32 protein-coding genes are annotated in these 22254 nt (G+C 69.2%); all 32 read left to right on the top strand.

Annotated features, from left to right (window positions below; translation table 11 throughout):
• The first annotated feature begins 76 nt into the window (after positions 1–76).
• The 32 genes from QVN30_RS11470 to QVN30_RS07760 all read left to right on the top strand — a co-directional run bounded on the left by QVN30_RS11470 (position 77) and on the right by QVN30_RS07760 (position 22242).
• Complete coding sequence (locus QVN30_RS11470) at positions 77–298, top strand: primase-helicase zinc-binding domain-containing protein (protein WP_353738877.1); 222 nt, start codon at positions 77–79, stop codon at positions 296–298.
• On the top strand, positions 277–504 hold the full coding sequence (locus QVN30_RS07910) for a hypothetical protein (protein WP_289820891.1): 228 nt from the start codon (positions 277–279) through the stop codon (positions 502–504). Before QVN30_RS11470 ends, QVN30_RS07910 begins: the two co-directional genes overlap by 22 nt.
• A 1-nt stretch (position 505) precedes the next feature.
• Positions 506–733 carry an Acb2/Tad1 domain-containing protein gene (locus QVN30_RS07905; RefSeq protein WP_289820890.1) on the top strand — a complete coding sequence of 76 codons (228 nt, stop codon included), beginning with the start codon at positions 506–508 and terminating at the stop codon, positions 731–733.
• The gene (locus QVN30_RS07900) at positions 730–930 is read left to right on the top strand and encodes a hypothetical protein (RefSeq protein ID WP_289820889.1); all 201 of its coding nucleotides are present in this window, start codon (positions 730–732) and stop codon (positions 928–930) included. The genes QVN30_RS07905 and QVN30_RS07900 overlap by 4 nt, the downstream gene beginning before the upstream one ends.
• The gene (locus QVN30_RS07895; protein ID WP_289820888.1) at positions 920–1108 is read left to right on the top strand and encodes a hypothetical protein; all 189 of its coding nucleotides are present in this window, start codon (positions 920–922) and stop codon (positions 1106–1108) included. The genes QVN30_RS07900 and QVN30_RS07895 overlap by 11 nt, the downstream gene beginning before the upstream one ends.
• Positions 1105–2298 carry a tyrosine-type recombinase/integrase gene (locus QVN30_RS07890; protein WP_289820887.1) on the top strand — a complete coding sequence of 398 codons (1194 nt, stop codon included), beginning with the start codon at positions 1105–1107 and terminating at the stop codon, positions 2296–2298. Before QVN30_RS07895 ends, QVN30_RS07890 begins: the two co-directional genes overlap by 4 nt.
• Before the next feature lie 134 nt (positions 2299–2432).
• Positions 2433–2645 (top strand): hypothetical protein, encoded by a 213-nt coding sequence (locus QVN30_RS07885; protein WP_289820886.1) that lies wholly within the window; start codon positions 2433–2435, stop codon positions 2643–2645.
• A 3-nt stretch (positions 2646–2648) separates the two neighbouring features.
• Positions 2649–3005, top strand: a complete 357-nt coding sequence (gene mihF, locus QVN30_RS07880) for an integration host factor, actinobacterial type (protein ID WP_143753794.1) — start codon at positions 2649–2651, stop codon at positions 3003–3005.
• On the top strand, positions 3002–3373 hold the full coding sequence (locus tag QVN30_RS07875) for a single-stranded DNA-binding protein (RefSeq protein WP_087200623.1): 372 nt from the start codon (positions 3002–3004) through the stop codon (positions 3371–3373). The genes mihF and QVN30_RS07875 overlap by 4 nt, the downstream gene beginning before the upstream one ends.
• Before the next feature lie 11 nt (positions 3374–3384).
• Positions 3385–3639 carry a hypothetical protein gene (locus QVN30_RS07870; protein WP_087200621.1) on the top strand — a complete coding sequence of 85 codons (255 nt, stop codon included), beginning with the start codon at positions 3385–3387 and terminating at the stop codon, positions 3637–3639.
• Positions 3636–3950 carry a hypothetical protein gene (locus QVN30_RS07865; protein WP_087200619.1) on the top strand — a complete coding sequence of 105 codons (315 nt, stop codon included), beginning with the start codon at positions 3636–3638 and terminating at the stop codon, positions 3948–3950. The genes QVN30_RS07870 and QVN30_RS07865 overlap by 4 nt, the downstream gene beginning before the upstream one ends.
• 3 nt (positions 3951–3953) lie before the next feature.
• Entirely contained in the window at positions 3954–4403 is a 450-nt protein-coding gene (locus QVN30_RS07860; RefSeq protein ID WP_289820885.1) for a hypothetical protein, read from the top strand.
• 288 nt (positions 4404–4691) lie between these two features.
• A complete protein-coding gene (locus QVN30_RS07855; protein WP_289820884.1) occupies positions 4692–4976 on the top strand; it encodes a head fiber protein in 285 nt (94 codons plus the stop codon).
• Positions 4976–5269 carry an HNH endonuclease gene (locus tag QVN30_RS07850; RefSeq protein WP_289820883.1) on the top strand — a complete coding sequence of 98 codons (294 nt, stop codon included), beginning with the start codon at positions 4976–4978 and terminating at the stop codon, positions 5267–5269. The genes QVN30_RS07855 and QVN30_RS07850 overlap by 1 nt, the downstream gene beginning before the upstream one ends.
• Positions 5270–5442: 173 nt before the next feature.
• Complete coding sequence (locus QVN30_RS07845) at positions 5443–5829, top strand: hypothetical protein (RefSeq protein ID WP_087200612.1); 387 nt, start codon at positions 5443–5445, stop codon at positions 5827–5829.
• Positions 5822–7384, top strand: a complete 1563-nt coding sequence (locus QVN30_RS07840; RefSeq protein ID WP_087200610.1) for a terminase large subunit domain-containing protein — start codon at positions 5822–5824, stop codon at positions 7382–7384. The genes QVN30_RS07845 and QVN30_RS07840 overlap by 8 nt, the downstream gene beginning before the upstream one ends.
• 15 nt (positions 7385–7399) lie before the next feature.
• Positions 7400–9433 carry a phage portal protein gene (locus QVN30_RS07835; RefSeq protein WP_289820882.1) on the top strand — a complete coding sequence of 678 codons (2034 nt, stop codon included), beginning with the start codon at positions 7400–7402 and terminating at the stop codon, positions 9431–9433.
• 47 nt (positions 9434–9480) lie between these two features.
• On the top strand, positions 9481–9894 hold the full coding sequence (locus QVN30_RS07830; protein WP_087200607.1) for an AAA family ATPase: 414 nt from the start codon (positions 9481–9483) through the stop codon (positions 9892–9894).
• Positions 9891–10625: an HK97 family phage prohead protease gene (locus QVN30_RS07825; protein ID WP_289820881.1), complete on the top strand. Its 735-nt coding sequence runs from the start codon at positions 9891–9893 to the stop codon at positions 10623–10625. The genes QVN30_RS07830 and QVN30_RS07825 overlap by 4 nt, the downstream gene beginning before the upstream one ends.
• A 10-nt stretch (positions 10626–10635) precedes the next feature.
• Entirely contained in the window at positions 10636–11844 is a 1209-nt protein-coding gene (locus QVN30_RS07820) for a phage major capsid protein (protein WP_289820880.1), read from the top strand.
• A gap of 13 nt (positions 11845–11857) precedes the next feature.
• On the top strand, positions 11858–12475 hold the full coding sequence (locus QVN30_RS07815; RefSeq protein ID WP_087200601.1) for a hypothetical protein: 618 nt from the start codon (positions 11858–11860) through the stop codon (positions 12473–12475).
• The gene (locus QVN30_RS07810; RefSeq protein WP_289836004.1) at positions 12466–12819 is read left to right on the top strand and encodes a hypothetical protein; all 354 of its coding nucleotides are present in this window, start codon (positions 12466–12468) and stop codon (positions 12817–12819) included. Before QVN30_RS07815 ends, QVN30_RS07810 begins: the two co-directional genes overlap by 10 nt.
• 5 nt (positions 12820–12824) lie before the next feature.
• Positions 12825–13106, top strand: a complete 282-nt coding sequence (locus QVN30_RS07805; protein WP_143753788.1) for a hypothetical protein — start codon at positions 12825–12827, stop codon at positions 13104–13106.
• Entirely contained in the window at positions 13088–13486 is a 399-nt protein-coding gene (locus tag QVN30_RS07800) for a hypothetical protein (protein ID WP_087200595.1), read from the top strand. Before QVN30_RS07805 ends, QVN30_RS07800 begins: the two co-directional genes overlap by 19 nt.
• Positions 13487–13494: 8 nt before the next feature.
• Positions 13495–14094 (top strand): phage tail tube protein, encoded by a 600-nt coding sequence (locus tag QVN30_RS07795; RefSeq protein WP_087200593.1) that lies wholly within the window; start codon positions 13495–13497, stop codon positions 14092–14094.
• Positions 14094–14402 (top strand): hypothetical protein, encoded by a 309-nt coding sequence (locus QVN30_RS07790; RefSeq protein ID WP_087200591.1) that lies wholly within the window; start codon positions 14094–14096, stop codon positions 14400–14402. Before QVN30_RS07795 ends, QVN30_RS07790 begins: the two co-directional genes overlap by 1 nt.
• A gap of 35 nt (positions 14403–14437) precedes the next feature.
• Positions 14438–14797 carry a DUF5361 domain-containing protein gene (locus QVN30_RS07785; RefSeq protein WP_087200589.1) on the top strand — a complete coding sequence of 120 codons (360 nt, stop codon included), beginning with the start codon at positions 14438–14440 and terminating at the stop codon, positions 14795–14797.
• The gene (locus QVN30_RS07780; RefSeq protein ID WP_289820879.1) at positions 14797–17133 is read left to right on the top strand and encodes a phage tail protein; all 2337 of its coding nucleotides are present in this window, start codon (positions 14797–14799) and stop codon (positions 17131–17133) included. Before QVN30_RS07785 ends, QVN30_RS07780 begins: the two co-directional genes overlap by 1 nt.
• Positions 17130–17867 carry a distal tail protein Dit gene (locus QVN30_RS07775; protein WP_289820878.1) on the top strand — a complete coding sequence of 246 codons (738 nt, stop codon included), beginning with the start codon at positions 17130–17132 and terminating at the stop codon, positions 17865–17867. Before QVN30_RS07780 ends, QVN30_RS07775 begins: the two co-directional genes overlap by 4 nt.
• A complete protein-coding gene (locus tag QVN30_RS07770) occupies positions 17867–20488 on the top strand; it encodes a phage tail spike protein (RefSeq protein WP_289820877.1) in 2622 nt (873 codons plus the stop codon). Before QVN30_RS07775 ends, QVN30_RS07770 begins: the two co-directional genes overlap by 1 nt.
• Before the next feature lie 9 nt (positions 20489–20497).
• Positions 20498–21151: a carbohydrate-binding protein gene (locus QVN30_RS07765; protein ID WP_289820876.1), complete on the top strand. Its 654-nt coding sequence runs from the start codon at positions 20498–20500 to the stop codon at positions 21149–21151.
• On the top strand, positions 21148–22242 hold the full coding sequence (locus QVN30_RS07760; RefSeq protein ID WP_289820875.1) for a BppU family phage baseplate upper protein: 1095 nt from the start codon (positions 21148–21150) through the stop codon (positions 22240–22242). The genes QVN30_RS07765 and QVN30_RS07760 overlap by 4 nt, the downstream gene beginning before the upstream one ends.
• Positions 22243–22254: the final 12 nt, after the last annotated feature.

Genomic DNA, 22254 nt, shown 5'->3' with positions numbered 1-22254 from the left:
CGAGCGCGACGATGCCCATGACGGCGATGTCAAGGCTCGCCGACTATATGGGCCTGATGGGATGGAGGGTTGAGCGTTGAAGGATTTCTTTGGGGCGGGAGTCAAGATCTGCCCGCATTGCGGCGAGGAGGGGCGCATCAGGGTCTGGTCCGATAAGTACGGGTTTCTGGCATCGGACGTCGTGTGCACCGGATGCGGGATGAGCACCAAGACTTTCCACCGGTCCAGAGGCGCCGACAATTCGGACTTCGATTTCATCTCGAAGGCCCTCGGCACGTGGAACGCGAGGGTCTCATGAGGCCGTGGGTGCCCTCGTGGGAGTGGCTGCGGCCGAACGAGAAGGAGCCAGGCTACGCGGTCGTGCTGTGGTTCTACGCGCCGCCCGGCTTCCCCGAGGAGGACATGGACGGCATGAAGGCCGCGCTCAAGGAAGCGGCGCTCGACCGCTCGTTCGAGATCGCGGCGCGCGCGGCATGGATCCTAGAACAGGAAAAGGGGATGTGACATGAACGTCGAGACCATCGAGGCCAATTTCCGCTGCGACCGGGTTCCAACGGCAGACCAGGCCGCTCGGCACCGGACGATTCTCTCCGAGGCGAAGTCGCTCGCGATCACCATCGAGGGGCTGTGCCCGGACTCGCGCGAGAAGTCGCTCGCCATGACGAAGCTCGAGGAGGCCGCCATGTGGGCGAGCGCGGCCATCGCGCGCAGCGAGGGCGGCGATGAGCTGTGATCGGGGTCGGCTCCAGGGTCGTGCTCAACGACCGCTACCGAGACCGCCGCGAGTACTGCGGCATCGTCATGACCGTCACGCGGCTCGCTTCGATCGGAAGCTGCGAGGTCGCGTACACGGACGCCATGCCCGGGCCGTACGCGGTCGACGGGTTCGACGAGGTGGACGGGGAAGGGGGTGATGCGGATGACGAATGAGCAGACCGGGCTGGGCTGTCTGGCCCTCGTCCTCGTGGTGCTCCTCGCCGTGACCGTCTCGATCGCGATCGGCATCTTCTTCGGCGCGGGCTGGTGCTTCCTGGCGCTCGCCGCTTTTATCCTCGCCGGCATCGGCTTCGTCGCGCTCGAGTTCGCGCGCTCCGGGGGCGGGCGATGAGGGTCGAGGTCAGGAAGGACTCGGACGGCGTGTGGTACTGCCGCCCGTACCTGGGCATCGATGCGCTGGGCAGCCAGATCAGGCCCTACCGGCGCTTCCCTGCCGCCTCGACGCGCGAGGAGGCCCAGGCGCTCGCCGAGGCGTGGGCCGCGCACCTCACCGCCGACGGCCGCGTGCGCAGCGCGCGTCTCTTCGACCTTCTCGTGGACTACATCGAGATGCGCGACCGGGGCGGGGCGAGCCCCAACACGGTGAAGCAGTGGACGCTGTTCACGCGCAACTACGTGCGGCGCTACCTGCACGGCGCGATCGCCCGCGACCTCACCGTGACCGACCTCGCCCGCTTCGAGCAGACGCTGCTCAAGCCGAAGGACGAGGGCGGGCAGGGCATCGGCCGCAACTCGGTCATCGCGTGTCACAACTTCCTGCGCGGCGCCTTCAACTGGTTCGTCGACGCGGGGATCTGCGAGCAGAACCCGATGATCTACGTCCGCAAGCCCTCGCCCGACAAGGTCGAGGCGGCGTCCCTGGACGAGGCGGACTTCTCGGCCGTTTCGCGCGCCCTCGACGCCGCCATGGAGCCCGAGGTCGAGGACGAGGCGTCGGTGTGCCGGTGCGTCTACGCCTTCGCGGCCTGGCTCGCGACCGTGACCGGGATGCGCGTCGGCGAGGTGTGCGCCGTTCGACGTCGAGACGTCAACCGTCGGCGAACGTTCGTCCACGTGGGCGGCAACGTCATCGTCGCCCCCGGGCGCCCGCCGTGGAGGCGCGAGATCACGAAGGGCCGGCGGTGCCGCAACGTCACGGTCCGAGAGGCAGACATCGCCGTGATCGACCGCGTGTGCGCCTTCATCGACCGGGTGCTCGGCCCGTTCGGGCCCGACGACCCGCTCGTGACCGTCGACGGGCGCTTCATGAGCCCGGACACCGTGAGCGGCAAGTTCTCGGAGCTGCGCGACGCGCTGGGGCTGCCGAAGCGGCTCACGTTCCACGGCCTGCGCCACACGCACGCCACGTGGTGCCTCGACGCCGGGGTGGACCTCAAGACGCTCTCGGAGCGCATGGGCCACGCTGACGAGTCGACCACGCTGAGGATCTACGCGCACGTGCTTCCCGGACGCGACGCCGCGGCGGCCGAGGCGTTCGGGCGCGCCGCGGACCTCGCCCGAGGGGGCGTGGCAGATGGCTGACAGGGCGTGGTCCCCGCGGGCCAAGCCGTGGAGGGACAAAAGGCGAGCGTGCGGCGTCTATCCGATGGGAGGGCCGTGCGGTGCTTGCGGGATAAGAGGCAATTATTCGGAATCATCCGATGAGAGGGGGTCCGATGGAGGGGAATCCGAAGCTGATGGATGCGATGGGCAGGGCGATGGCGGCGAGCCAGGAGAGGAACCGCCGCGACGCAGCGGACCGCTCCAAGACGTGCGTGATCGACATCCCCGCCCAGACGGTCCACACGAAGTCGACCAGGCACGCGCAGATCATCATCCAGACGCTCAAGAGCGTCGGGGTGCACGGGACATACACGGTCAGGAGGTAGATGATGGGAAACGGTAGGAACGGCGGGCCGATCAACAACCCGGTCCCGAAGCTGACGGCGAACCAGCGCCGCGAGTTCCTCAAGTGCGCGAAGGCTGCCAGGCGCCGCCGCAGCGAGATGCTCGACAGGGTCCGCGAGGGCACGCTCGACCTCGTCGACGTGTTCTCGATGTCCGATGCCGGAGACGTCGACGTGCGCCGGACCCGCGTGTTCACGCTGCTGCGGTGCGTTCCCGGCTGGGGGTTCGCGAGGGCGCAGCGGCTCATGAGGAGCCTGGGCATCTCGGAGACCCGCCGCGTTCGCGGCCTCGGGCACAACCAGCGCGCGGCCATCCTCGAGGCAGTGAGGAGGTCCGCATGAGCTTGAACATCGTCTCGATCTCGGGGAACCTCGGCGCCGACGCGGAGCTCAGGATCACGCGCTCGGGCAAGCCCGTCACGACGTTCCACGTCGCGGTCAACGAGCGCGTACCGCAGGCGGACGGCTCGTTCGGAGAGCACACGAGCTGGATCGACTGCGTGATGTTCGGCAAGCGCGCCGAGGGCATCGCGCCGATCCTGCGCAAGGGCATGCGCGTGGCGGTGACGGGCAGGCTCCACGCGAGGTCGTGGGAGCAGGACGGCGTCCCGCGCAAGGCCATCGAGGTCCGCGTCGACGAGGTGGAGCTCATGACCGTGAAGCGGGAGGCGCAGCGCGCCGAGCAGTACGACGAGGGAATTTCCTACTAAGGAGGAACCGCATGTTTTTCGATCGCTTCTTCAAGGCGGGCAAGGACGATACCGAGACCGACCGCCTGCTCAGGTCGCACCCGCGCGACGCGCACGGCCGCGTCATCTACCTCGACGACGAGGTCGTGCTCGGCGGTCGCGTCCTGCAGGTGGTCGCGATGAGCCACAAGGGGAAGATCGTCGTGCGCGAGCCCGGCTCTACGGGGCGCGGCGGCAAGTGGGTGGACTCACGCAAGGCGGTCCTGCGCGACGGGGGCGAGCGATGAGCGAGGGGACCGGCTGCTTCGTGGGCGGGCGCCAGAGCGGCAAGAGCGCCTTCCTCGTGAACGCGTCCGCCCAGACCGGCGCGCGCATCGTGGTCCCGACGCACGAGATGGCGCGCTCGCTCGTCTTCCTCTCGCAGCGGATGGGGGTGCCCATCAAGGCGCCCGCCACGCCCTACGAGTTCGCCGCGAAGTTCACGGCGCTCGAGCGGTCGGTCCTCGTCGACGAGGCGCAGGCGGTGCTCGGGCACTTCCTCGCGGCGGACATCGTCGCGATGACGGTGAACGGGTTCCCGATCTACCCCAAGGAGTGATGCATGCGGGCGAGGGAGTACTTCGAGTCGGTTCGCGCCGAGGTCATCAGGTTGGAGCGCTCCCGTTCCATGCTCGAGAGGCTCAGGGCCCGGGAGGGCGCACGCGCCCAGACATACGGAATATCGTCCGGATCATCGGCCGGCGGCGACCCCATGGACGCCGTCGGCTCCCGCATAGACATGGAGGGCAGGATGGCCGCGCTCGTCGCCCGATCCGAGGCGGACATCGACGCGGCCACCGAGGTGCTCTACGGCCGCGACGGCCGAGGCGGGCTCGCGAAGCTCAAGGGGTCGCGCTACTCGGACGCGGTGTGCCTCTACTACGTCCAGGGGTCCACCTGGGCGGAGGCGGCTGCGGAGATGGAGTGCTCCAGGCAGTGGTGCCGCGCCCTCGCCGCCGAGGCTTTCAGCTACATCGACCGCGTCGGATGGGCGGAGGTCAAGGACGCGTGAAAAATGTTTTCGGGAAACCGCAGGTCAAAAGTGTCCGGAATGTGGAAAAACGCGCGAGAACGGAATCTTATCCGGTTTGCCCAGATAACCGCGACTTGCATTTACTTACCTCGATTTCGTAAAGTTCGCTACAACGACAAGTGTGTCGGGCGCCCGCAAGCGCGCCCGGCGCCAGAGGAACAGACGGGACCGCCGCGATCGCACCGACGCGGCGGTCCCGTTCTCTATGGGTTCAATCGCCGCCGACGCCATCCGGTCTCGGCGGCGCTCTCGTGAAAGGGGACGGACATGAGCCAGGCTGCCAAGTTCCTCCGCCCGATCGCGGCGTCAAGCGCGCCGACGCCCGGGCAGACCGACACCGTGACCGAGGTGGTGTTCATCGGCGCGGACGGCGACCCCGAGGACCTGGGGGGAGGGGGAGGGTCGTACACCCTGCCCGCCGCGACGACCAGCACCCTCGGCGGCGTGAAGAAGGCGGCGGCAGTGGCCGACGCCTCCGGCACCGTCACCGCCGAGAACTTCAACGGCCTGCTCTCCGCGCTGCGCACGGCCGGCATCATCGCCACGGCGTAGTGAAGGAGCGCGACCCGCGCGGGACGAAGCGATGGCAGAAGCTCAGGCTGAACCTCTACGAGCGCGACCGGAGAGCCGACGCTCCGTGCTGGATCTGCGGCCAGCCCATCGACTACCGCGCCCCGTCCGGCACGCCGGACGCATGGGAGCCAGACCACGTGGTCCCCGTGGCCAAGCGGCCGGACCTCGCGTTCGACCCCGGCAACATAAGGCCCTCGCACTGCTCGTGCAACCGCGCGCGAGGGAAGAAGGGCAACACCAACGACCTCGGCTCGCCGTCGCGCATGTGGTGAGCGCGCCGAGAGGGTAGGGGAGTCGGAATCTCCCTGCGCGGGCGCGGCGGCGAGTCGCGCCCGGTTATCTTCCTCTCCCCCCTCGGTCACCCGGGGCGGGGTGGCTCGCGCGCGGTCAAGAAGGCGCGGGAGCCAACTGGGGAAACATCAGAAGCGAATAAGGGGGTGGAGCGATGCCCCGCAAGACGCTGGCGCAGCTGGACGACGAGCAGCGCTCCGCCGCCGAGGCGCTCGTCGGAGACCTGCCCGAGCCGAGGCGCCAGATGGCGCTCGACCTCGCCGTCGAGGTGCTGTGGCAGGCGGACAAGCTCAAGGCGACGCGCCGCCAGATCGGCTCCAAGGGCGTCGCGATCAAGTACGACAACGGCGGCGGGCAGAAGGGCGAGCGCCGCAACCCCGCGTTCGACGGCTACAACGCCCTGTTCAAGAGCTACGTGCTCGGGCTCAACAAGCTCGAGCAGCTGCTGGCCGAAGCGCCGGGCGACGGCTCCGGGAAGGCGAGCGCCCTGCAGTCGCTCAGGCTTGAGATCGGGCCGATGAGGCCGCGCGCCGATGGCTGACCTGCTCGGGGTCACCGAGCCGAGGATCTACACGCCGCCGCTGCGGGAGCTCACGCCCGAGACGAGCTACGGCTTCTCGGTCATCGCCTTCGCCGAGGCCGTCCTGCACATCGACCTGTTCCCCTGGGAGCGCTGGTTCTTCATCCACGCGCTCGAGGCGAACCCGGACGGCACGTTCCGCTTCCGCATCATCCTGCTGCTCATCGCCCGCCAGAACGGCAAGTCGACCATGGCCCGCGTGTTCACGCTGTGGGCGCTGTTCGTGTTCGGCGTGTCGCTCGTCCTGGGCACCGCGCAGAACCTCGACACGTCCGAGGAGACGTGGGAGGGCGCCGTCGAGATGGTCGAGGGCAACGACGAGCTCGCCGAGGAGCTCGAGCAGGTCGTGCGGGTGAACGGCAAGAAGAACCTCAGGCTCACCGGCGGCCGGTCCTACCGCGTGGCGGCGGCGTCGAGGCGCGGAGCTCGCGGCAAGACCGCCGACGTCGTCATCCTCGACGAGCTGCGCGAGCACCTGACCTTCGACGCGTGGGGCGCGGTCACCAAGACCACCAACGCGAAGCCAAACGCGCTCATCCTGTGCCTGTCCAACGCCGGAGACGGCTTCTCGGTCGTGCTCAGGCACCTGCGCTACCTCGCCCACAAGGAGCTCGGCGACCCGGACGGGTGGTGCGAGTCGGTGGGCGACATGGGCGGGGGCGACGACGGCGCCGAGGAGGGCGCGTCCGCGCCGCTCATCGGCATCTTCGAGTGGTCCGCGCCCCCCGGTGCGTCCAAATGGGACCGCGAGGGGTGGCGGCAGGCGAACCCGTCGATGGGCTACGGCACGATCACCGAGCGCGTCATCGCGTCGGACTGCGCGACCGACCCCGAGGCGACGTTCCGAACCGAGGACCTCTGCCAGTGGGTCGAGACGATCCGCGAGCAGCCGTTCCCGGAGGGCGCATGGGAGGCGGGGACCGACCCCGGCTCCGAGATCGCCGAGGACTCGCCGCTCGCGTACGGCGTCGACGTCAACCCCGAGAGGACGTGGGCGTCCATCGCCGTCGCCGGCGTCCGCGCCGACGGGCGCAGGCACGTCGAGGTCGTGGCCCGCCGTGCGGGGTTCGAGTGGGTCGTGCGGTGGCTCGACGAGCGCGCCGGCCGGCCCGGTGCGCACCTGCGCTTCGCCTACCAGAAGCGCGGAGCGCCCGTCTCGAGCATCTCAGACCAGCTGCTCGCGATCCGCGGGGCCGAGGTCCACGAGGTCGAGGGCGCCGAGCTCGCCGCCTACTGCGGGAGGCTCTACGACGGCGTCGCCGCGTGCGCGCCGGGGTCGGAATCGGACGCCGTGCGCGTCATGCACCGCCCGCAGCCCGTCCTCGACGCCGCCGCCGCGACCGCCGCGAAGAAGGGGCTCGGAGACGGTGCGTTCGTGTTCGACAGGACCGCATCCCCCGAGGACGCCTCGCCGATCATGGCGTGCGCGATGGCCCTCGGCCTGCTCACCGCACAACCCGAAACGAAAACGAAGGAATCGGCCTACACCGCCGAGCGCGGCATGATGGTCGTCTAGTGATTGGAGGGGATCGTGCCCCTACTCGCATCGATCCTGCGCTCCATGCTGCCGTCCGGCACGCGCGTCGTCGTGTCCGGCGCCGCCGTTCGCGGGGTCATGGGCAAATCGGTCGAGGACCTCTACGCCGAGCAGCCCCATCTGCGCACCGTGGTCGACTTCATAGCGCAGAACGTCGCGGGGCTGCCGCTCAAGTGCTACATCAGGCGCTCGGACTCAGACCGCGAGCGCGACACGACGGGGACGCTGCCCCTGCTGCTGCGCAACCCGAACCCCGTGATGACGGGATACGACCTCATCTACCAGACGCTGATGGAGTGGTGCCTGTACGGGCGCGCGACCTGGCTCGTCGGGCGATCCTCATCATCGGAGTCGGGCTGGGAGATCCGCCTCATCCCGACCGCGTGGATCACGTCGAAGGACGGCTCGGACGGCTTCTCGTACGACCAGCTGAGCTTCCGGCCGACCGACGGCGCGGCGTCGACCGTCTCGGTCCCGACGTCCCAATGCGTCATGTTCTGCAGCTACAAGCCCGGCGAGCCGGCGAACGCCCTGTCGCCCGTCGAGTCGCTCAGGCAGACCCTCGCCGAGCAGATGGAGGCGCAGGAGTTCCGGCGCGGCGTGTGGGCGAACGCGGCCCGCATCACCGGCTACGTCGCAAGGCCCGCCGGCGTCGACTGGACCGATGCCGGAGCGAAGCGCTTCCGCGAGGACATCAAGAACAACTGGGGGCGCGGCGGGTCGAGATCGGGCGGCACGCCCGTGCTCGAGGACGGCATGACCTACCAGCCCGTCGAGTACAACGCCCGCGAGAAGGACTGGGCGGCGGGCGTGCAGCTGTCGCGAGAGGACGTCGCCGCCGCCTACCACATCAACCCGAGCGTCATCTGGCCCGGCAGCGGCCAGACCTACGCGAGCGCGAAGGACAACGCCAGATCGCTCTACGCCGACACGCTCATGCCGTTGCTCACCATGATCGCGCAGCGCGTCAACAAGGACCTCCTGCCCATGATCGGGGCGCCGGCCGCCGAGTACGTCGAGTTCGACATCCGCGCGAAGCTGCAGGGCAGCTTCGAGGAGCAGGCGAGCGCCCTGCAGTCGGCCGTGGGCGGCCCCTGGATGAGCCGTGAGGAGGCCCGCGGCCTCATGAACATGCCGGCCGAGCCCGCAGGGGACCTCATCGTCCCGCTCAACGTGCTCGTCGGCGGGCTGGCGAGCCCGAACGACACGGCGCCGAAGTCCGGATACGTCATGGAGCCGTGGCAGCCGGCCGAGAAGGGCCACTATCCCGCGTGCGGCTGCCCGTCGTGCGCGTCGCTTAAGTCGGGCGAGGCGCCGGACGGCCTCAAGGCGAGCGGGCACCCCGCCGACGAGGACGTGTCGGCGTACGAGTCGGCGCTGCGCGCCTTCTACCGCCGCCAGCGCAAGAGCGTCCTGTCCCGCATCGGCGCGAAGTCCGCGCCAGCGAGGAAGGGCGGCGAGCCCGCATGGTGGGACGCCGAGAGGTGGGACCGGGAGCTCGCCGAGGACCTCATGGACTCGATCATGGCGGGGTCAGAGCGCGCCGCGAAGTCGGCGCTCGAGGCGCTCGGCATCGACCCGGCGCTCTACGACGTGCCGAGGACCCGCAACTTCCTGCTCGCGCTCGCGCGGTCGCGCGCCGCGCAGATCAACGCCGTGACGCTCGCCCAGCTCGAGGCGGCGGTCGACGGCGAGGTCGGCGAGGACGCCGAGGGCTCGACCCCCGAGGGTGTCTTCGACAAGGCCGAGGGCTCGCGCGCCGCGCAGCAGGCCCAGTCGCTCGCCACGGCGATCGCCGGCTGGTCCGTGCTCGAGGCGTCGCGCCAGTGCGCGCCCTCGACGGCAATGAAGACATGGAACACGACGTCGTCGAGCCCGCGCGCGTCGCACCGGCGCATGGACGGAGAGACCGTCCCGATCGACAGCAAGTTCTCCAACGGGGCCGACTGGCCCGGCGACTCGACGGCGCTGCCCGTCGAAGACGTGGCGAACTGCCGGTGCGAGGTCACCGTGACCATTCCAGATTAGACAGGGGCCGCCCGCGGGCGGCCCTATCCATGAGACGGGAGGCCCGCATGCTGACGGTAGTCGTCGGCCCGCCCTGCGCGGGAAAGTCGACCTACGTCCGCGCCCATGCGAGAGACGGCGACGTGACCGTCGACTACGACGCGATCGCCCGCGCCCTCGGGTCGAGGCGCGACCACGAGGCCCCGAGGGCGGTCGCGGACACCGCGTCGAGGGCGCGCGACGCAGCCGTGTCGCGCGTCATGGCTAAGAGGTGGCCCGCGTGGGTCATCCACTCGCGCCCGAGCGCCGACCAGATCGCCGCGTACCGCGACGCCGGCGCCCGCCTGGTCCTCATGGACCCGGGAATCGACGAGTGCCTCAGGCGATGCGCCGAGGACTCGAGGCCGCCCGGCACCGAGGCGCGCATCCGCGACTGGTACGAGAGGCCGCCGCAGCTGGCGGCAGATTGGAGCATCCAGTGAGATACAAGGACATCCCCATCGAGTCGGGGACCGACGAGGGGAACGGCGGCTTCACCGGCTACGCAGCGACCTTCGACCGCGAGCCCGACTGCTACGGCGACGTCATCGCCCCCGGCGCGTTCGACGAGACGCTCAAGGAGTGGGCGGAGTCCGGCAAGCCGGTCCCGCTGCTCTACGACCACAACATGTACGACCCCGACTACAACATCGGAATCGCGGCCCTATCGGTCGACGAGCGCGGCCTGCTCACCGAGGCGTCGTTCGACGGCTCGGCGAAGGCGCAGCGCGTGCGCCAGCTCGTGCGCGAGGGGAGGCTCTACAAGATGAGCTTCGCCTTCGACGTGCTCGACGAGGGCACGGTCGAGCTCGCGGACGGCCGCAAGGCCAACGAGCTGCGACGCCTCAGGCTCTACGAGGTGTCCGTCGTGCTCGTGCCCGCGAACGGGCACGCCGAGATCGTCGAGGCGAAGGCCCGCAGCAAGTATGGCGCCGCGATCTCGAAGGCAAACGGCGACGAGATCGCCAAGGCCGCCGCCGCGCTCGAGTCCATCGGCGAGGCCGCGCACGATGCGCTCGAGATCTTGAAACCGCTCATCCCGGACGGCTCCGTGCCGCCCGATGACGAGGGAGGCGAGGACGGAGACGAGGGAGAGGCCGGGGAGGACCCTCAGGGCAACCAGGCCGCCAAGTCGCGCGCGATCGCCGAGGAACTGAAGAAACTCATCAGGTAAGGAGAACCGAATGAACCTCAAGGAACGCCTCGCCGAGCTCAAGGGCCGCGCCGAGGAGATCATGCCGGCCGTCGAGGCCGGCGACGCCGCCGCCCTCAAGGAGGGCGAGCAGCTCGCGAAGGAGATCGCCGAGGTCCAGGAGAAGATGTCCGCAGCAGACGCCTTCGCCGCGACCGTCAAGGGCATCGGCGCCATGAACGCCGGCGGCTCCGACGGCTCGCGCGCGAAGTCCGCTCCCAGCACGCTCGGCGAGTTCGTCGCCATGGGCGTCAAGTCCAAGGGCAAGCCCCAGCGCAGCTCCGTCAACTACGGCACCTACATGGGCTCCAAGGCCGCCGGCGACGTCATGGACAAGCCCTCCGCCGTCGACTCCGCGCTCGCCGACGTCCAGGAGCGCGTCTACGAGGGCCCGCGCCGCCGCCTGACCGTGGCCGACCTGTTCGGCCAGGAGACGACGACGCGCAGCGCCGTGACCTACTTCGTCGAGAACGCGTCCGTCGAGGGCGCGCCGGCCGGAACCGCCGAGGGCGCAAAGAAGCCCGGCGTCACGTTCGGCGACCCGACGCCGGTCACCGACCCCGTCAAGAAGATCGCGGCTGTCTACAAGGAGACCGACGAGATGCTCGACGACCTGCCCTGGCTCGCGAGCTCCATCAACAACCGCGGCATCTACCTGCACGAGATCACCAAGGAGGACATGCTGCTCAACGGCGCGGCGTCCGGCAACAACATCCAGGGCGTGCTGACCCGCACGGGCATCGGCAAGATCACGGCGAAGAGCGGCGACAAGGTCGCCGACCTGATCTTCAAGGGCCTCACCAAGGTCTACACGGCCTCCCCGTTCCGCGCGGACGCCATCGTCATCAACCCGGTCGACTACGAGGCCCTGCGCCTCGGCAAGGACGCCAACGGCCAGTACTACGGCGGCGGCTACTTCGCCGGCGCCTACGGCAACGGCCAGCTCGAGGAGGATCCTCCCATCTGGGGCCGCCACACGGTCGTGACCCCCGCCATCGAGGAGGGCACGATACTCGTCGGCGCCTTCAAGCAGGGCGGCTCCTTCATCTCCCGCAAGGGCCTGACCGTAGAGATGACCGACACCAACGAGGACGACTTCAACTACAACCGCGTCTCGATCCGCATCGAGGAGCGCGGCGCGCTCGCCATCCGGTACCCGATGGCGTTCTGCGAGATCGACCTGTCCGCGCTCTCCGCGTAGCCGGGGAGGGGACATGGTCTGGACCTTCACGCCGTGGGGCTACGAGATCGGCACGGAGGAGGGAGGGGCCATTCCCCCGCTCATCGACTCCGCTCAGCTCGCGGCGCTCACGCAGGGCCGGTTCGGCCCCGATACGCAGGGCGTCGACGAGGTCCTCGCCGGCGTGTCGGCAGCGATCAGGGCCGCGTGCGGGTGGCACGTGGCCCCGTCCCTCCCGTGCCGCGCCGCGCTCGCGGGCGGCGACCGGGTCGTCAGCCTGCCCGCCCTGCTCGTGACCGGCATCGAGTCGGTCACCGAGCGCGGGCAGGAGCTCGGGGAGGGCGCGTACGAGTGGAGCCAGGCGGGGATGCTGCGCCGCTGCCAGTGGAAGCGATGGGCGCCCGGCTACGGATCGGTCCTCGTCGAGTACGAGGCCGGCCTCCCGACCGCCGTCGCGGCCGAGCTCGCGGTCATCGCCGCCCAGGTCGCGTCGAACTCGCTCGTCGCGCCCGCCGGCGTGCGCCAGGAGAGCGCGGGAGACGTCTCGATCACCTACAACCAGACGGGGAACGGGGTCTCCGGAGGCGTGCGCCTGCTCGACTCCGATCTCGCGATGCTCTCGCGCTACCGGCTCGAGAGGACGTGGTCGTGATGCTGCCGAGCTTCTGCCGGAGCACCGTCACGGTCCTGCGCGCCCGCAAGGTCCAGACGAGGCCGGGCGCCATCGAGCACGATTGGGCCGACCCGACCGTGCTCAGCATCACGAGGTGCGCAGTCCTGCCCGTGTCGACGGGCGAATCGTCTGGCGAGGCCCGCGTGGGCGTCAACGTGACGGCCGCCCTCTACGCCCCGCCCGGCTCGGACATCGAGATCGGGGACCGCGTGCGGACCGTCTCGGGCGAGACCTACCAGGTGGTCGGCGCCCCGCAGAGGCGCGAGTCGCCGACCGGAGCCGTCTCGCACGTGAGGTGCGACCTCGCGCGTTACGTGGGGTGACGCGCGTGGCCATGAAGATCAAGTTCCACGACGCGGGGTTCCGGGGGATCCTCAACGACGCCGGCACCGTCGCGGCCATCGCCGCCGAGGCCCAGAGGAAGGCGACCGAGCTCGAGTCCGAGACGGGGCGCGCCTACCGCGTCGAGCAGGGCAGGTCGAGCGACCGACCGCGCATGCTCGTGCGCACGGACGGCCCGCCCGAGCGCATCGAGGGCCTCGACCACGAGACGTGGATGAGCGAGGTCTGGCCCAAGGTTGGAGGTGCCAAGTGGCGACCGAAGCACTAGAGCCCGTCGACGTTGAGTCGGCCCTCGCGGCCGACCTCGCCGCCTCCGGCATCACCGTCACCGCCCCGCCCGTCCCCGAGGAGCTGGGCGAGCGGCTCCCGCTCGCGTCGGCACTCAGGATAGGCGGGACCCGGATAAACCCATACGTGGACTCCCACTCGGTGACCTTCTCGGTATGGGCCGGCACATGGGCATCCGCCGTGGCCACCGCCGACCGACTCGCCGGAGCGGTGGCGAGGCTGCCCCAGACGGAGGGCTCCTCGGTCCACTGGCGAGAGGCATCGATAACCCTGCTGCCGCATATCGCGCCGGACCCGGCGCATCCGACCGTCCCGCGCGCCCAGTTCACCGCGACCGTGACGTGCAGGACCACAAGATAGGAGGATACATGGCTGTTGACGCCAAGAAGGTGTACGTTGGTACACCGGACCAACTCACGACGGGCGCGATCCTTCAGGCGCCGCTGGGCACGACCGTGCCCGACCTGCAAGACATCACGCCGTCGAAGGTGACTCTCGACGAGGGCTTCAAGGACTGCGGCTACGTGAGCGAGGACGGCGTCACGATCACGCCCGACTACTCGACGAGCGACATCCCGTCGTGGGGCGGCGCGGTCGTGCGCCGCATCCTCGAGCAGTTCGTCGGCGAGATCAGCTTCACGATCATCCAGACCGACGAGGCCGGCCTCAAGATGGTGTTCGGCGACGCCTACGTGACCGCGTCCGCCGCCACCTCCGACCACGGAAACCAGCTCAAGGCCGCCATCGGCGCGCACCTGCCCGACCAGAAGACGTGGGTCTTCAAGATGAAGGACGGCAAGGCGCGCATGCTCATCGTCGTGCCCATCGGCCAGGTCACGGCCCTCGACGAGATCACGTTCAACAACACCGACCCCGTCGGCTACGCGGTGACGCTCACCACGTCTCCGGACGCCAACGGCGAGAACATCTACATCCTCACCGACGACGGAGAGGTGGTGAGCGCGTAGTGGCGAGGCGCCCGAACCTCACGGTCATCCCCGGCCTGAGGAAGAACTGGAAGTTCAAGCTCGCCGGGAGCGACAAGGTCTGGTCGCTGCCGATGCTCGGCTCGCTGCCCGCCCGCGACGCGCGGCGGCTCAACGGGCTCGCCGAGGCGTCCGACCTCGAGCAGCTCGACGCGTGCTTCGAGCTCTTCGACCGCTACTGCCCCGGCCTCGTCGACGAGGTGTCGCTCGACGAGCTCACCGAGATCGTCAACGCCTGGCGCGCCGCGTCGGGCATCGGCGTGGGGGAATCGCCGGCCTCGTCCGACTGATAGCCGAGCACGGCGGGGCACTCGAATACGACCTCATGACGCGCGCCGGCGCCACGCTCGGCGATATTCCGGCGCGCGTTCCCTGGACGGCGCTCAGGAGCTTCGTTGAGCATCTCGACTCGTCGAGCGAGCTCATGAAGGAGATGCACCCGGAGACCGCCGACTGGCAGGGCGCATCCCGCGTCCCGATGATCCTCGCGGACATCTACGACCTGCTCGCGATCTTCCGGTGGCAGTACGCCACCGCGAACACCAAGAAGGGCAAGAAGAAGCCGAAGAAGCCGAAGCCCTACGAGAGGCCGGGGGCGTCCAGGGAGAAGAAGGGGACGCGCATCGGGCGCGACCCCATACCGATCAGTGAATTCGATACATGGTGGGACGGGAGTGATGATTGATGCCGTCCGGAAACGTCATCGCAACCGCATGGGTCGAGATCAAGCCCGAGATGCAGGGCATCCAGAAGGAGGTCTCGAGCGAGCTAAAGGGCGTCGACTCGGACTTCTCGAGCGCGGGAAAGTCGGCGGGCTCCGGTTTCTCCGGCTCCTTCAAGGGCGCCATCGGGGCGCTCGGCGGCGCCATCGCCGCCATCGGGCTGTCAGAGCTTACGAGCCAGGCGGCCGAGTCGAACATGGTCATGTCGCGCCTGTCCGCGTCGGCCGAGAAGAACGGCGTCTCGGCGCAGGCCATGAACTCGGCCTACAACGGGCTCATCGGCGTGCTCGGGGACACTGACCGCACCGTCGAGACTGCGGGCAACGCCTTCGCCATGTGCGGCGACAACGAACAGCAGCTGCAGACGCTCACCACGGCGCTCACGGGCGCCTACAGCCAGTTCGGCGACGGCATGCCCATCGAGGCGCTCGCCGAGGCCGCGAACGAGACCGCGAAGTGCGGCACCGTGACCGGCTCCATGGCAGACGCGCTCAACTGGGTCAACGCCAGCACGCAGCAGTGGAGCGCGGCGCTGTCCGGGCACACGGCGGCGCAGGACGCCTTCAACGCCGCCATCGAGAGCGGCGCCACGAAGGAGGACGCCTACAACGCCGCCCTCGCCGCCTGCTCGAGCGAGCAGGAGCGCAACCAGCTCGTCACGCAGACGCTGTCGGCGCTCTACGGAGAGGCGGGGCAGGCGTACCTCGACGCGAACAAGGAGCTCATCGCCTACAACCAGTCGCAGGACGCGCTCAGCACGGGCATGACCGCGATCGGGACGGCGCTCATGCCGCTGCAGACCGGCCTCAACAACCTGGCTGCCGGCGCCCTCAGCACGCTCGCGCCGATCGTGAGCGGCCTGGTCTCCGGCTTCACGCAGTTCGGCCAGGGCATCATCTCGGCGGTCTCTCCCGCGGTGGCCCAGGTCATGCCGCTGTTCCAGCAGCTCGGCACGACGGTCACCGGGCTCGGCGCGCAGCTGGCGCCGCTCATCACCCAGCTCGTGGCGCAGCTCGCCCCGGTCATCTCGCAGATGGTCGTGACGATCGCGCCGCTCGTCGCGACGCTGCTCTCCACGCTCATCCCGGCGATCGCGCAGATCGCGGCTGCGCTCATGCCGCTCATCTCCACGCTCGTCACGTCCCTCATGCCGGTGCTCACGCAGGTCGTGGCCATCGTGCTGCAGGTGGCGACGCAGGTGCTCGCGGCGGTTCTGCCGGTCATCACCCAGATCATCACGGCGCTCACGCCGCTCATCGAGACGATCATGAGCGTGCTCGTGCCCGCCATCCAGGGGATCCTCGACGTCGTGAACGCGGTGTTCCCGGTCATCCAAGCCGTGATCCAGACCGCCATGGACGTGATCAGCTCCGTCATCTCGACGGTCATGGCCGCCATCTCCGGCGACTGGTCCGGCGTGTGGGAGGGCATCAAGTCGATCGCCTCCTCGATCTGGGAGGGCATCAAGTCGATCGTCTCGGCCGCCATCGACGCGGTCTCTGGCGTCATCGACAGCGTCCTCGGCGCCATCAAGGGCACGTGGGACAGCATCTGGGGCGGCATCAAGTCGTTCGCCGAGAGCGTGTGGGACGGCATCAAGAGCACGGTGTCAAACGCCATCGACAACGTCTCGTCGACCATATCGTCGGTCATGGACTCGGTGAAGGGCGCATGGGACAGCGCGTGGTCGGGCGTCCGCAGGACGCTCGAGGACGCGTGGAACGCCATCAAGAACGGCGTGCAGTCCGGCATCGACGGGGTCCTCGGGTTCGTGAGCGGCCTGCCGGGCCGCATCCTGTCGGCCCTCGGCAACGTCGGGAACCTGCTCTACAACGCGGGCAGATCCATCATCGACGGCCTGCTCAGCGGCATCAGGAACGCGGTCAGCGGCGTCTACAACTTCGTGTCCGGCATCGCCGGCACGATCGCCTCGCTCAAGGGCCCGATCCCATACGACCTGCGCCTGCTCACGCCGAACGGCGAGGCGATCATGGAGGGCCTGCGCGCGGGAATCTCGGGCGGCCTCGAGTCGGTACTCGCCGACGTGCGCGAGGTGGCGCCCAAGATCGATGCCGAGGTCTCGCGCAGCGCTCCGGCGCTCGCCTACGAGGCGCAGGCGCCGGCATCGGTGCAGCAGCGTGGGGACGACGAGGTCCTCGCCGCGCTCGCGCGGGCGAACGGCCTGCTCGAGCGCCTGCTCGAGAAGGACGCGGACATCTACATGGACGGCACGAGGGTGTCGGCTCAGCTCGCGCGCCGCCAGCGCTCGACGCTCGCGGGCAGGGGGGTGATCGCATGAGGCCGGAGCTGACCCGCCGGACCGACCCGCCGAGGCTCGTGGTCGGCGGCCGCGACCTGTCCCGGTTCTTCACGGTCACCTCGGCCCCGCGACCGGTCGTGCCCGAGCTCGAGATCACCGAGGTCTCGGTGCCGGGGGCAGATCGGTCGTACGTGTCCGGCGTCGCCGCGAAGGCTTACGACTGGCCCGTAACCGGCTACATCAACGGCTGGAGCGACGCTGATGTGGCCGACGTCCGGCGCAAGCTCGACGCCGCCCTCTACTCCCCGACCGAGCGCGAGGTGCAGGTCCCCGACGACCCCGCGCTCTCGCTCATGGCACTCTACAAGGGCGGCTCGTCGCCGGAGCGCCATCGGCACCTGCCGATGGTCGACCTCATCTTCCGCGTGACCGACCCTATCGCCTACGGACGCTCGCGCCGCGCCGAGGTGGCCGGCACCGGCCAGATCATGACGGGCGGCACGTGGCCGGCGCGGCCCGTGGTGACGGCTACGCCTCCGGCTGGTAGCAGCTGGACCATTATGAACCGCACGACGGGCGAGTTCGTCCGCGTGCGGGCCGACTTCGACGGCCGGCAGACCGTCGAGCTCGACATGGGGCTCGAGCGCTGCCGGGTAAACGGGTACGACCACGCAGTCGACGTCGAGAGCGACTTCTTCGCGATCTCCGGCAAGTGCGAGGTCTACGTCTCGGGCGGAACCGCCGCGCTCGAGTGGCGTGAGAGGTGGGTGTGATGAGGGTCGACGTCTACGACCGCCAGGGCGGGTTCGTATACACGATCGGCTCCTCCGCGCTCCTGTCGTTCGTCCACTCCGACGAGCTCAACGGCGACGACCACGTCGACATCACCACGACCTACCAGCTCTCGAGCGGGTACCGTCTCGTGTGGAAGGACCTCACGGGCAGGTACCACGAGCACATCTGCCAGGACCCTGTCGCCGGGAGGACCTCGGTCGGGTCGCCGACGTGGACGGACACCGCGATCAACTCCATCGCCGAGACGAGCGGCGACCGCATCGACGACAAGCGGCCGTACGGGTACAGCTTCCTCGCCGCCCTGCAGGTCGCGCTCGAGCCGACGAGATGGCAGGTCGGCACCGTCGACCAGCCCGGGACGGTCTCCGACTCGCTCACCTTCTACCACACGACCGCCCGCGCGGCGATCAACGCCATACTCGAGTGCGGCGGCGAGCTCGAGACCGAGATCGAGGTCGGCCCGGCAGGCATCGAGTCCCGCAAGGTCTCGATTCGCGCCCACGTGGGCGAGCAGGGCGGGCGCCGTAGGTTCACCTACGGCAAGGACCTCGTCGGCGTCGAGCGGACCGAGCACTGGACCCCCATCACTGCCTGCGTCGGGTACGGCAAGGGCCTCGAGACCGATGCCGGCGGCTACGGACGCAAGCTCACCTTCGAGGACGTCAACGGCGGGCGCGACTACGTCGAGGACCTCGACGCACTCGAGCTCTACGGGCGCCCGGACGGCAAGGGCGGCCTCGCGCACATCTGGGGCACCTACGAGAACCAGGACTGCGAGGACGCGAGCCAGCTCCTCGAGGAGACCCGCGCCTACCTCGAGGCGCACAAGGACCCCGGGGTCACATACGAGGCGAGCGTCATCGACCTCGTCGCCATGGGCAGGACGTGGGAGGGCGTGGCGAAGGGCGACGACGTTCAGCTCGTCGACACGTGCTTCACGCCGACGCTGCGCTGCCAGGGGCGCGTGAGCAAGATCTCGACCGATCTTCTGCAGGGGACCTCGGAGATCACGCTCGGCAACGTCACGGAGACGCTCACCGACGCATGGCAGCAGCAACAGCAGCAGATCTCGAACATCAACAAGCACTCGCCGTCGTGGGACATCGCCGCGAACACGCCGTACGTCTACCTCGAGCAGCTCGTGGCGAAGCTCAACGAGCGCTTCAACGTGGCCGGCATGAGCTACACGCACACGAGCTTCGAGCACGGGACCATATGGTCGAGCGTGCCGCTCGACGAGGACGGGCGCCCGACGAAGGCGGGGGCGCAGGGCATCCAGCTGTGCAGCCAGGGCTTCCGCATCGCCGGCGGGACGAAGGCCGACGGGAGCTTCGACTGGAGGACCTTCGGCACCGGTTCCGGCTTCACGGCGGACCTCATCACCTCCGGCACGATCAACGCCAACCTCATCAAGGCGGGCGTCCTTCAGGTCGACCGGGACGGGCAGATCGTGTTCCGCGCGGACTTCGCGAGCGGCGACGTCATCATCTCCTCGACCGCCGCGGTAGGCGACTCCACGATCGGTGACTCCGTCGTGTCGAGCGCCGTCGAGTTCGGCCTGTCCGACAGCGCCGACGTGCAGCCCGCCGAATGGGGCGAGTCGGTCACCTGGCAGCTCGGGAAGGTGCTCTGGCAGCGCACCCGCTACACGACCATGGGAGGTGAGACGACCTACGGCGATCCCTTCGTGGTCGACACGGAGGAGGGCACCGGCGTCGTCTCGCAGACCGACCAGTACTACCTCAGCATTTCGCCGGACAGCCCGCAGGGCGGGTCGTGGTCCGACGCGCAGCCCGAATGGGTGACCGGCCGGCACTACTGGATGCGCAGGAAGGTCGAGTGGAGCGACGGATCGGTCACCTATGGCGACGCGTACCCCGCGACGGCCCTCACGAGCGCGAACCAGTCGACCGACGACCTTGACGCCGAGCTCGACGTGGAGGGCGTGTTCAACAGGCTCACCGACAACGGGCGCCTCAAGGGCGTCTACCTGTCGGGCGGCGAGCTCTACATCAACGGAACCTACATCAGAAGCGGCACCATCGACGCGAACCTCATCAAGGCCGGCATCCTGCAGGACGCGTCCGGCAGGAACTACTGGAACCTCATAACGGGGGAGATCAACCTCGACTTCACGCCGGACGGCATGGCCACGACCTCCTACGTCAACAGCCAGATCAGCAGCGTGAACAGCAGAATCAACACGACGAACTCGAACCTCAGCAGGGTCGAGCAGACCGCCGACGACGCCGCGTACGACTCGAGCATCGCCCGCAACGTGACGGACCGAATCTCCATCGGCAGATCCGGCATCACGATCACCGGCACGAGCGGGACCAAGATGAGCGTCGCGACCTACACGTCGCAGGGCTTCGTCGTGAACGCGTCGATGGCGGAGATCAACAGCCGAAACGCCGGCCTCGGCGTCAAGGACTGGGGCATCGCGTACCAGACCACCGACGAGTCCGTGCGCTTCTGGGTCACCGACGGCTCCTCCGGCGCGACCGGAGGCAAGGCGAACCTCTACGCCGAGGCCGGCAGCTGGCGGTTCGAGGTCAACGCGGACGGCGTCTGGTACAACGGCACGAAGATCAACTAAGGAGGGGGCATGAAGCTAAACGGCATCACGCTCAGCGGCTACTCCGTGAGGGAGGAGAAGGCCGTATTCGAGCTGCAGGGCGCGACCCTGTCGGACGCGGTGGCCCTCAGCGGCGCGACGCTCACCATCACGGATGACGGCGAGGTCGTCGAGGTGCTGACCGGATGGAGGGTCAAGACGACCGACGATCGCGGGAGGATCCTGCGCGTGACGTGCGAGAGGGATGACGGGGAAGTCGAGACCTCCCCGTCAGCGGAAGGCTCCGCAGTCGCGGCCTTCGCCCGCATCGCCGTGGCGGCCCTGTCGGTCACCGACGACCAGGCCGTCACCATGGCGGCGCTCTACCCGGAGTGGTCGGGCGCGTCCGTCGCATACGAGGCGGAGACGTCGATCGTCATGCACGGGGGAGCCCTGTGGAGATGCACCCAGGGGCACACGTCGCAAGACGGCTGGGCGCCCGGCTCCGCCCCGAGCCTGTGGTCGCGCATCGACCTCGCCCCGGACGGCATCCGCATCTGGCGCCTGCCGACCTGCGCGGAGGACGCGTGGGACGAGGGCGACCGCTGCCACCATCCCGGTGCGGCGGGCACGATCTACGAGTCGCTCTCGAACGGCAACTACACCGAGCCCCAGAGCAGGTTCTGGAGGGCGGTGGAGGCATGAGGAACGAGCAGATCATCTCGCTTGACCTGTCCAAGACGGGGCCCGGCGAGATCGTGACGGCCGGCCAGGGAGACTCCTCGGGCACGACCATCACGGCGGAGGTCTACGACAACGGCGAGGCGGCCGACCTCGCGGGCTCGACCGCGTGGCTCGTCGTGCTCCTGCCCGACCGCGAGCACTACTACCGGGGCGCCTGCTCGGTGTCCGGCTCGAGCGTGTCGTGCACCGTCGACGAGTCGAAGCTCTGCAGCGTGGCGGGATACACGGACGAGGCGTACTTCACGTTCACCAAGAACGGGAAGACGTTCTCGACCGAGCGCTTCGCCATCGAGATCTACCGCAGCGCCCTGGACGGCCAGGAGCCGTCCGAGAACTGGGACGCGGCCGTCGACGACCTCATCGCGAGGGGCGAGGCGGCGGTGTCCGCGGCGAACGAGGCCGCATCCGATGCGAACGGCGCCGCCGCGAACGCGGACGAGGCCACCGATGACGCGAACGACGCCGCAGCGAACGCCAACGCGGCCGCCGAGCTCGCGTCGGCGGCGACCACGGCGGCGTCCGGCGCCGCATCGACCGCCAACGACGCCGCCCAGAGCGCCATATCCGCGGCAGCGAACATCGAGTCGATGATCCGCGAGTCGCTCGGCGGCCTGTCGGACATCGGCGACATCGGAGGCGCGCTCGACAGGCTCGCGCGCGAGTCATGCAGCGGCGGGATCTACGTCTCGGGCACGTGGTACGTCAAGTCGAGCGCGGTCGAGTGGGACGGGACCGTGCTCACTGTCCACGGCTCCCGCCCGGATGACGGGAGGATGCACCTGCCGACCACGCGCTGCCGGGGCGAGGACGCCTACGAGCTCGCCCGGTCGGCGTCGGAGGCGGTGTCGACCATGAGCGCGACCGTCGAGGGCCTGCTCGAGTCGGTCGGCGTGCTCACGTCGGCGGTCAGGTCGCTCGCGCTGGCGGCCGGGAGCTACCCGGTGGTCGTGGGGGAGACCATGTACCTGCGCGGCGTCGCCTACTCCTCGGGCAGGCTGACCGTCCCGGCGGCATCGCTCGCCAGCGGCAGGATGCTCATCTCGAAGCACTAGGAAGGAAGCCAA

The organism is Collinsella ihumii, assembly GCF_030385545.1.
GTDB classification, from domain to species: Bacteria; Actinomycetota; Coriobacteriia; order Coriobacteriales; family Coriobacteriaceae; genus Collinsella; species Collinsella ihumii.
Note: the sequence above shows the minus strand (reverse complement) of the source record. Positions and strands in the feature narration are given on the sequence as shown.

Coding starts and splice junctions, on each gene's coding strand:
- mihF (WP_143753794.1), top strand. CDS start 2,649: ATGGGAAACGGTAGGAACGGCGGGCCGATCAACAACCCGGTCCCGAAG.
- QVN30_RS07865 (WP_087200619.1), top strand. CDS start 3,636: ATGAGCGAGGGGACCGGCTGCTTCGTGGGCGGGCGCCAGAGCGGCAAG.
- QVN30_RS07840 (WP_087200610.1), top strand. CDS start 5,822: ATGGCTGACCTGCTCGGGGTCACCGAGCCGAGGATCTACACGCCGCCG.
- QVN30_RS07830 (WP_087200607.1), top strand. CDS start 9,481: ATGCTGACGGTAGTCGTCGGCCCGCCCTGCGCGGGAAAGTCGACCTAC.
- QVN30_RS07885 (WP_289820886.1), top strand. CDS start 2,433: ATGGAGGGGAATCCGAAGCTGATGGATGCGATGGGCAGGGCGATGGCG.
- QVN30_RS07780 (WP_289820879.1), top strand. CDS start 14,797: ATGCCGTCCGGAAACGTCATCGCAACCGCATGGGTCGAGATCAAGCCC.
- QVN30_RS07820 (WP_289820880.1), top strand. CDS start 10,636: ATGAACCTCAAGGAACGCCTCGCCGAGCTCAAGGGCCGCGCCGAGGAG.
- QVN30_RS07905 (WP_289820890.1), top strand. CDS start 506: ATGAACGTCGAGACCATCGAGGCCAATTTCCGCTGCGACCGGGTTCCA.
- QVN30_RS07770 (WP_289820877.1), top strand. CDS start 17,867: ATGAGGGTCGACGTCTACGACCGCCAGGGCGGGTTCGTATACACGATC.
- QVN30_RS07765 (WP_289820876.1), top strand. CDS start 20,498: ATGAAGCTAAACGGCATCACGCTCAGCGGCTACTCCGTGAGGGAGGAG.
- QVN30_RS07760 (WP_289820875.1), top strand. CDS start 21,148: ATGAGGAACGAGCAGATCATCTCGCTTGACCTGTCCAAGACGGGGCCC.
- QVN30_RS07815 (WP_087200601.1), top strand. CDS start 11,858: ATGGTCTGGACCTTCACGCCGTGGGGCTACGAGATCGGCACGGAGGAG.
- QVN30_RS07855 (WP_289820884.1), top strand. CDS start 4,692: ATGAGCCAGGCTGCCAAGTTCCTCCGCCCGATCGCGGCGTCAAGCGCG.
- QVN30_RS07895 (WP_289820888.1), top strand. CDS start 920: ATGACGAATGAGCAGACCGGGCTGGGCTGTCTGGCCCTCGTCCTCGTG.
- QVN30_RS07860 (WP_289820885.1), top strand. CDS start 3,954: ATGCGGGCGAGGGAGTACTTCGAGTCGGTTCGCGCCGAGGTCATCAGG.
- QVN30_RS07785 (WP_087200589.1), top strand. CDS start 14,438: ATGACGCGCGCCGGCGCCACGCTCGGCGATATTCCGGCGCGCGTTCCC.
- QVN30_RS07775 (WP_289820878.1), top strand. CDS start 17,130: ATGAGGCCGGAGCTGACCCGCCGGACCGACCCGCCGAGGCTCGTGGTC.
- QVN30_RS07795 (WP_087200593.1), top strand. CDS start 13,495: ATGGCTGTTGACGCCAAGAAGGTGTACGTTGGTACACCGGACCAACTC.
- QVN30_RS07890 (WP_289820887.1), top strand. CDS start 1,105: ATGAGGGTCGAGGTCAGGAAGGACTCGGACGGCGTGTGGTACTGCCGC.
- QVN30_RS07875 (WP_087200623.1), top strand. CDS start 3,002: ATGAGCTTGAACATCGTCTCGATCTCGGGGAACCTCGGCGCCGACGCG.
- QVN30_RS07845 (WP_087200612.1), top strand. CDS start 5,443: ATGCCCCGCAAGACGCTGGCGCAGCTGGACGACGAGCAGCGCTCCGCC.
- QVN30_RS07870 (WP_087200621.1), top strand. CDS start 3,385: ATGTTTTTCGATCGCTTCTTCAAGGCGGGCAAGGACGATACCGAGACC.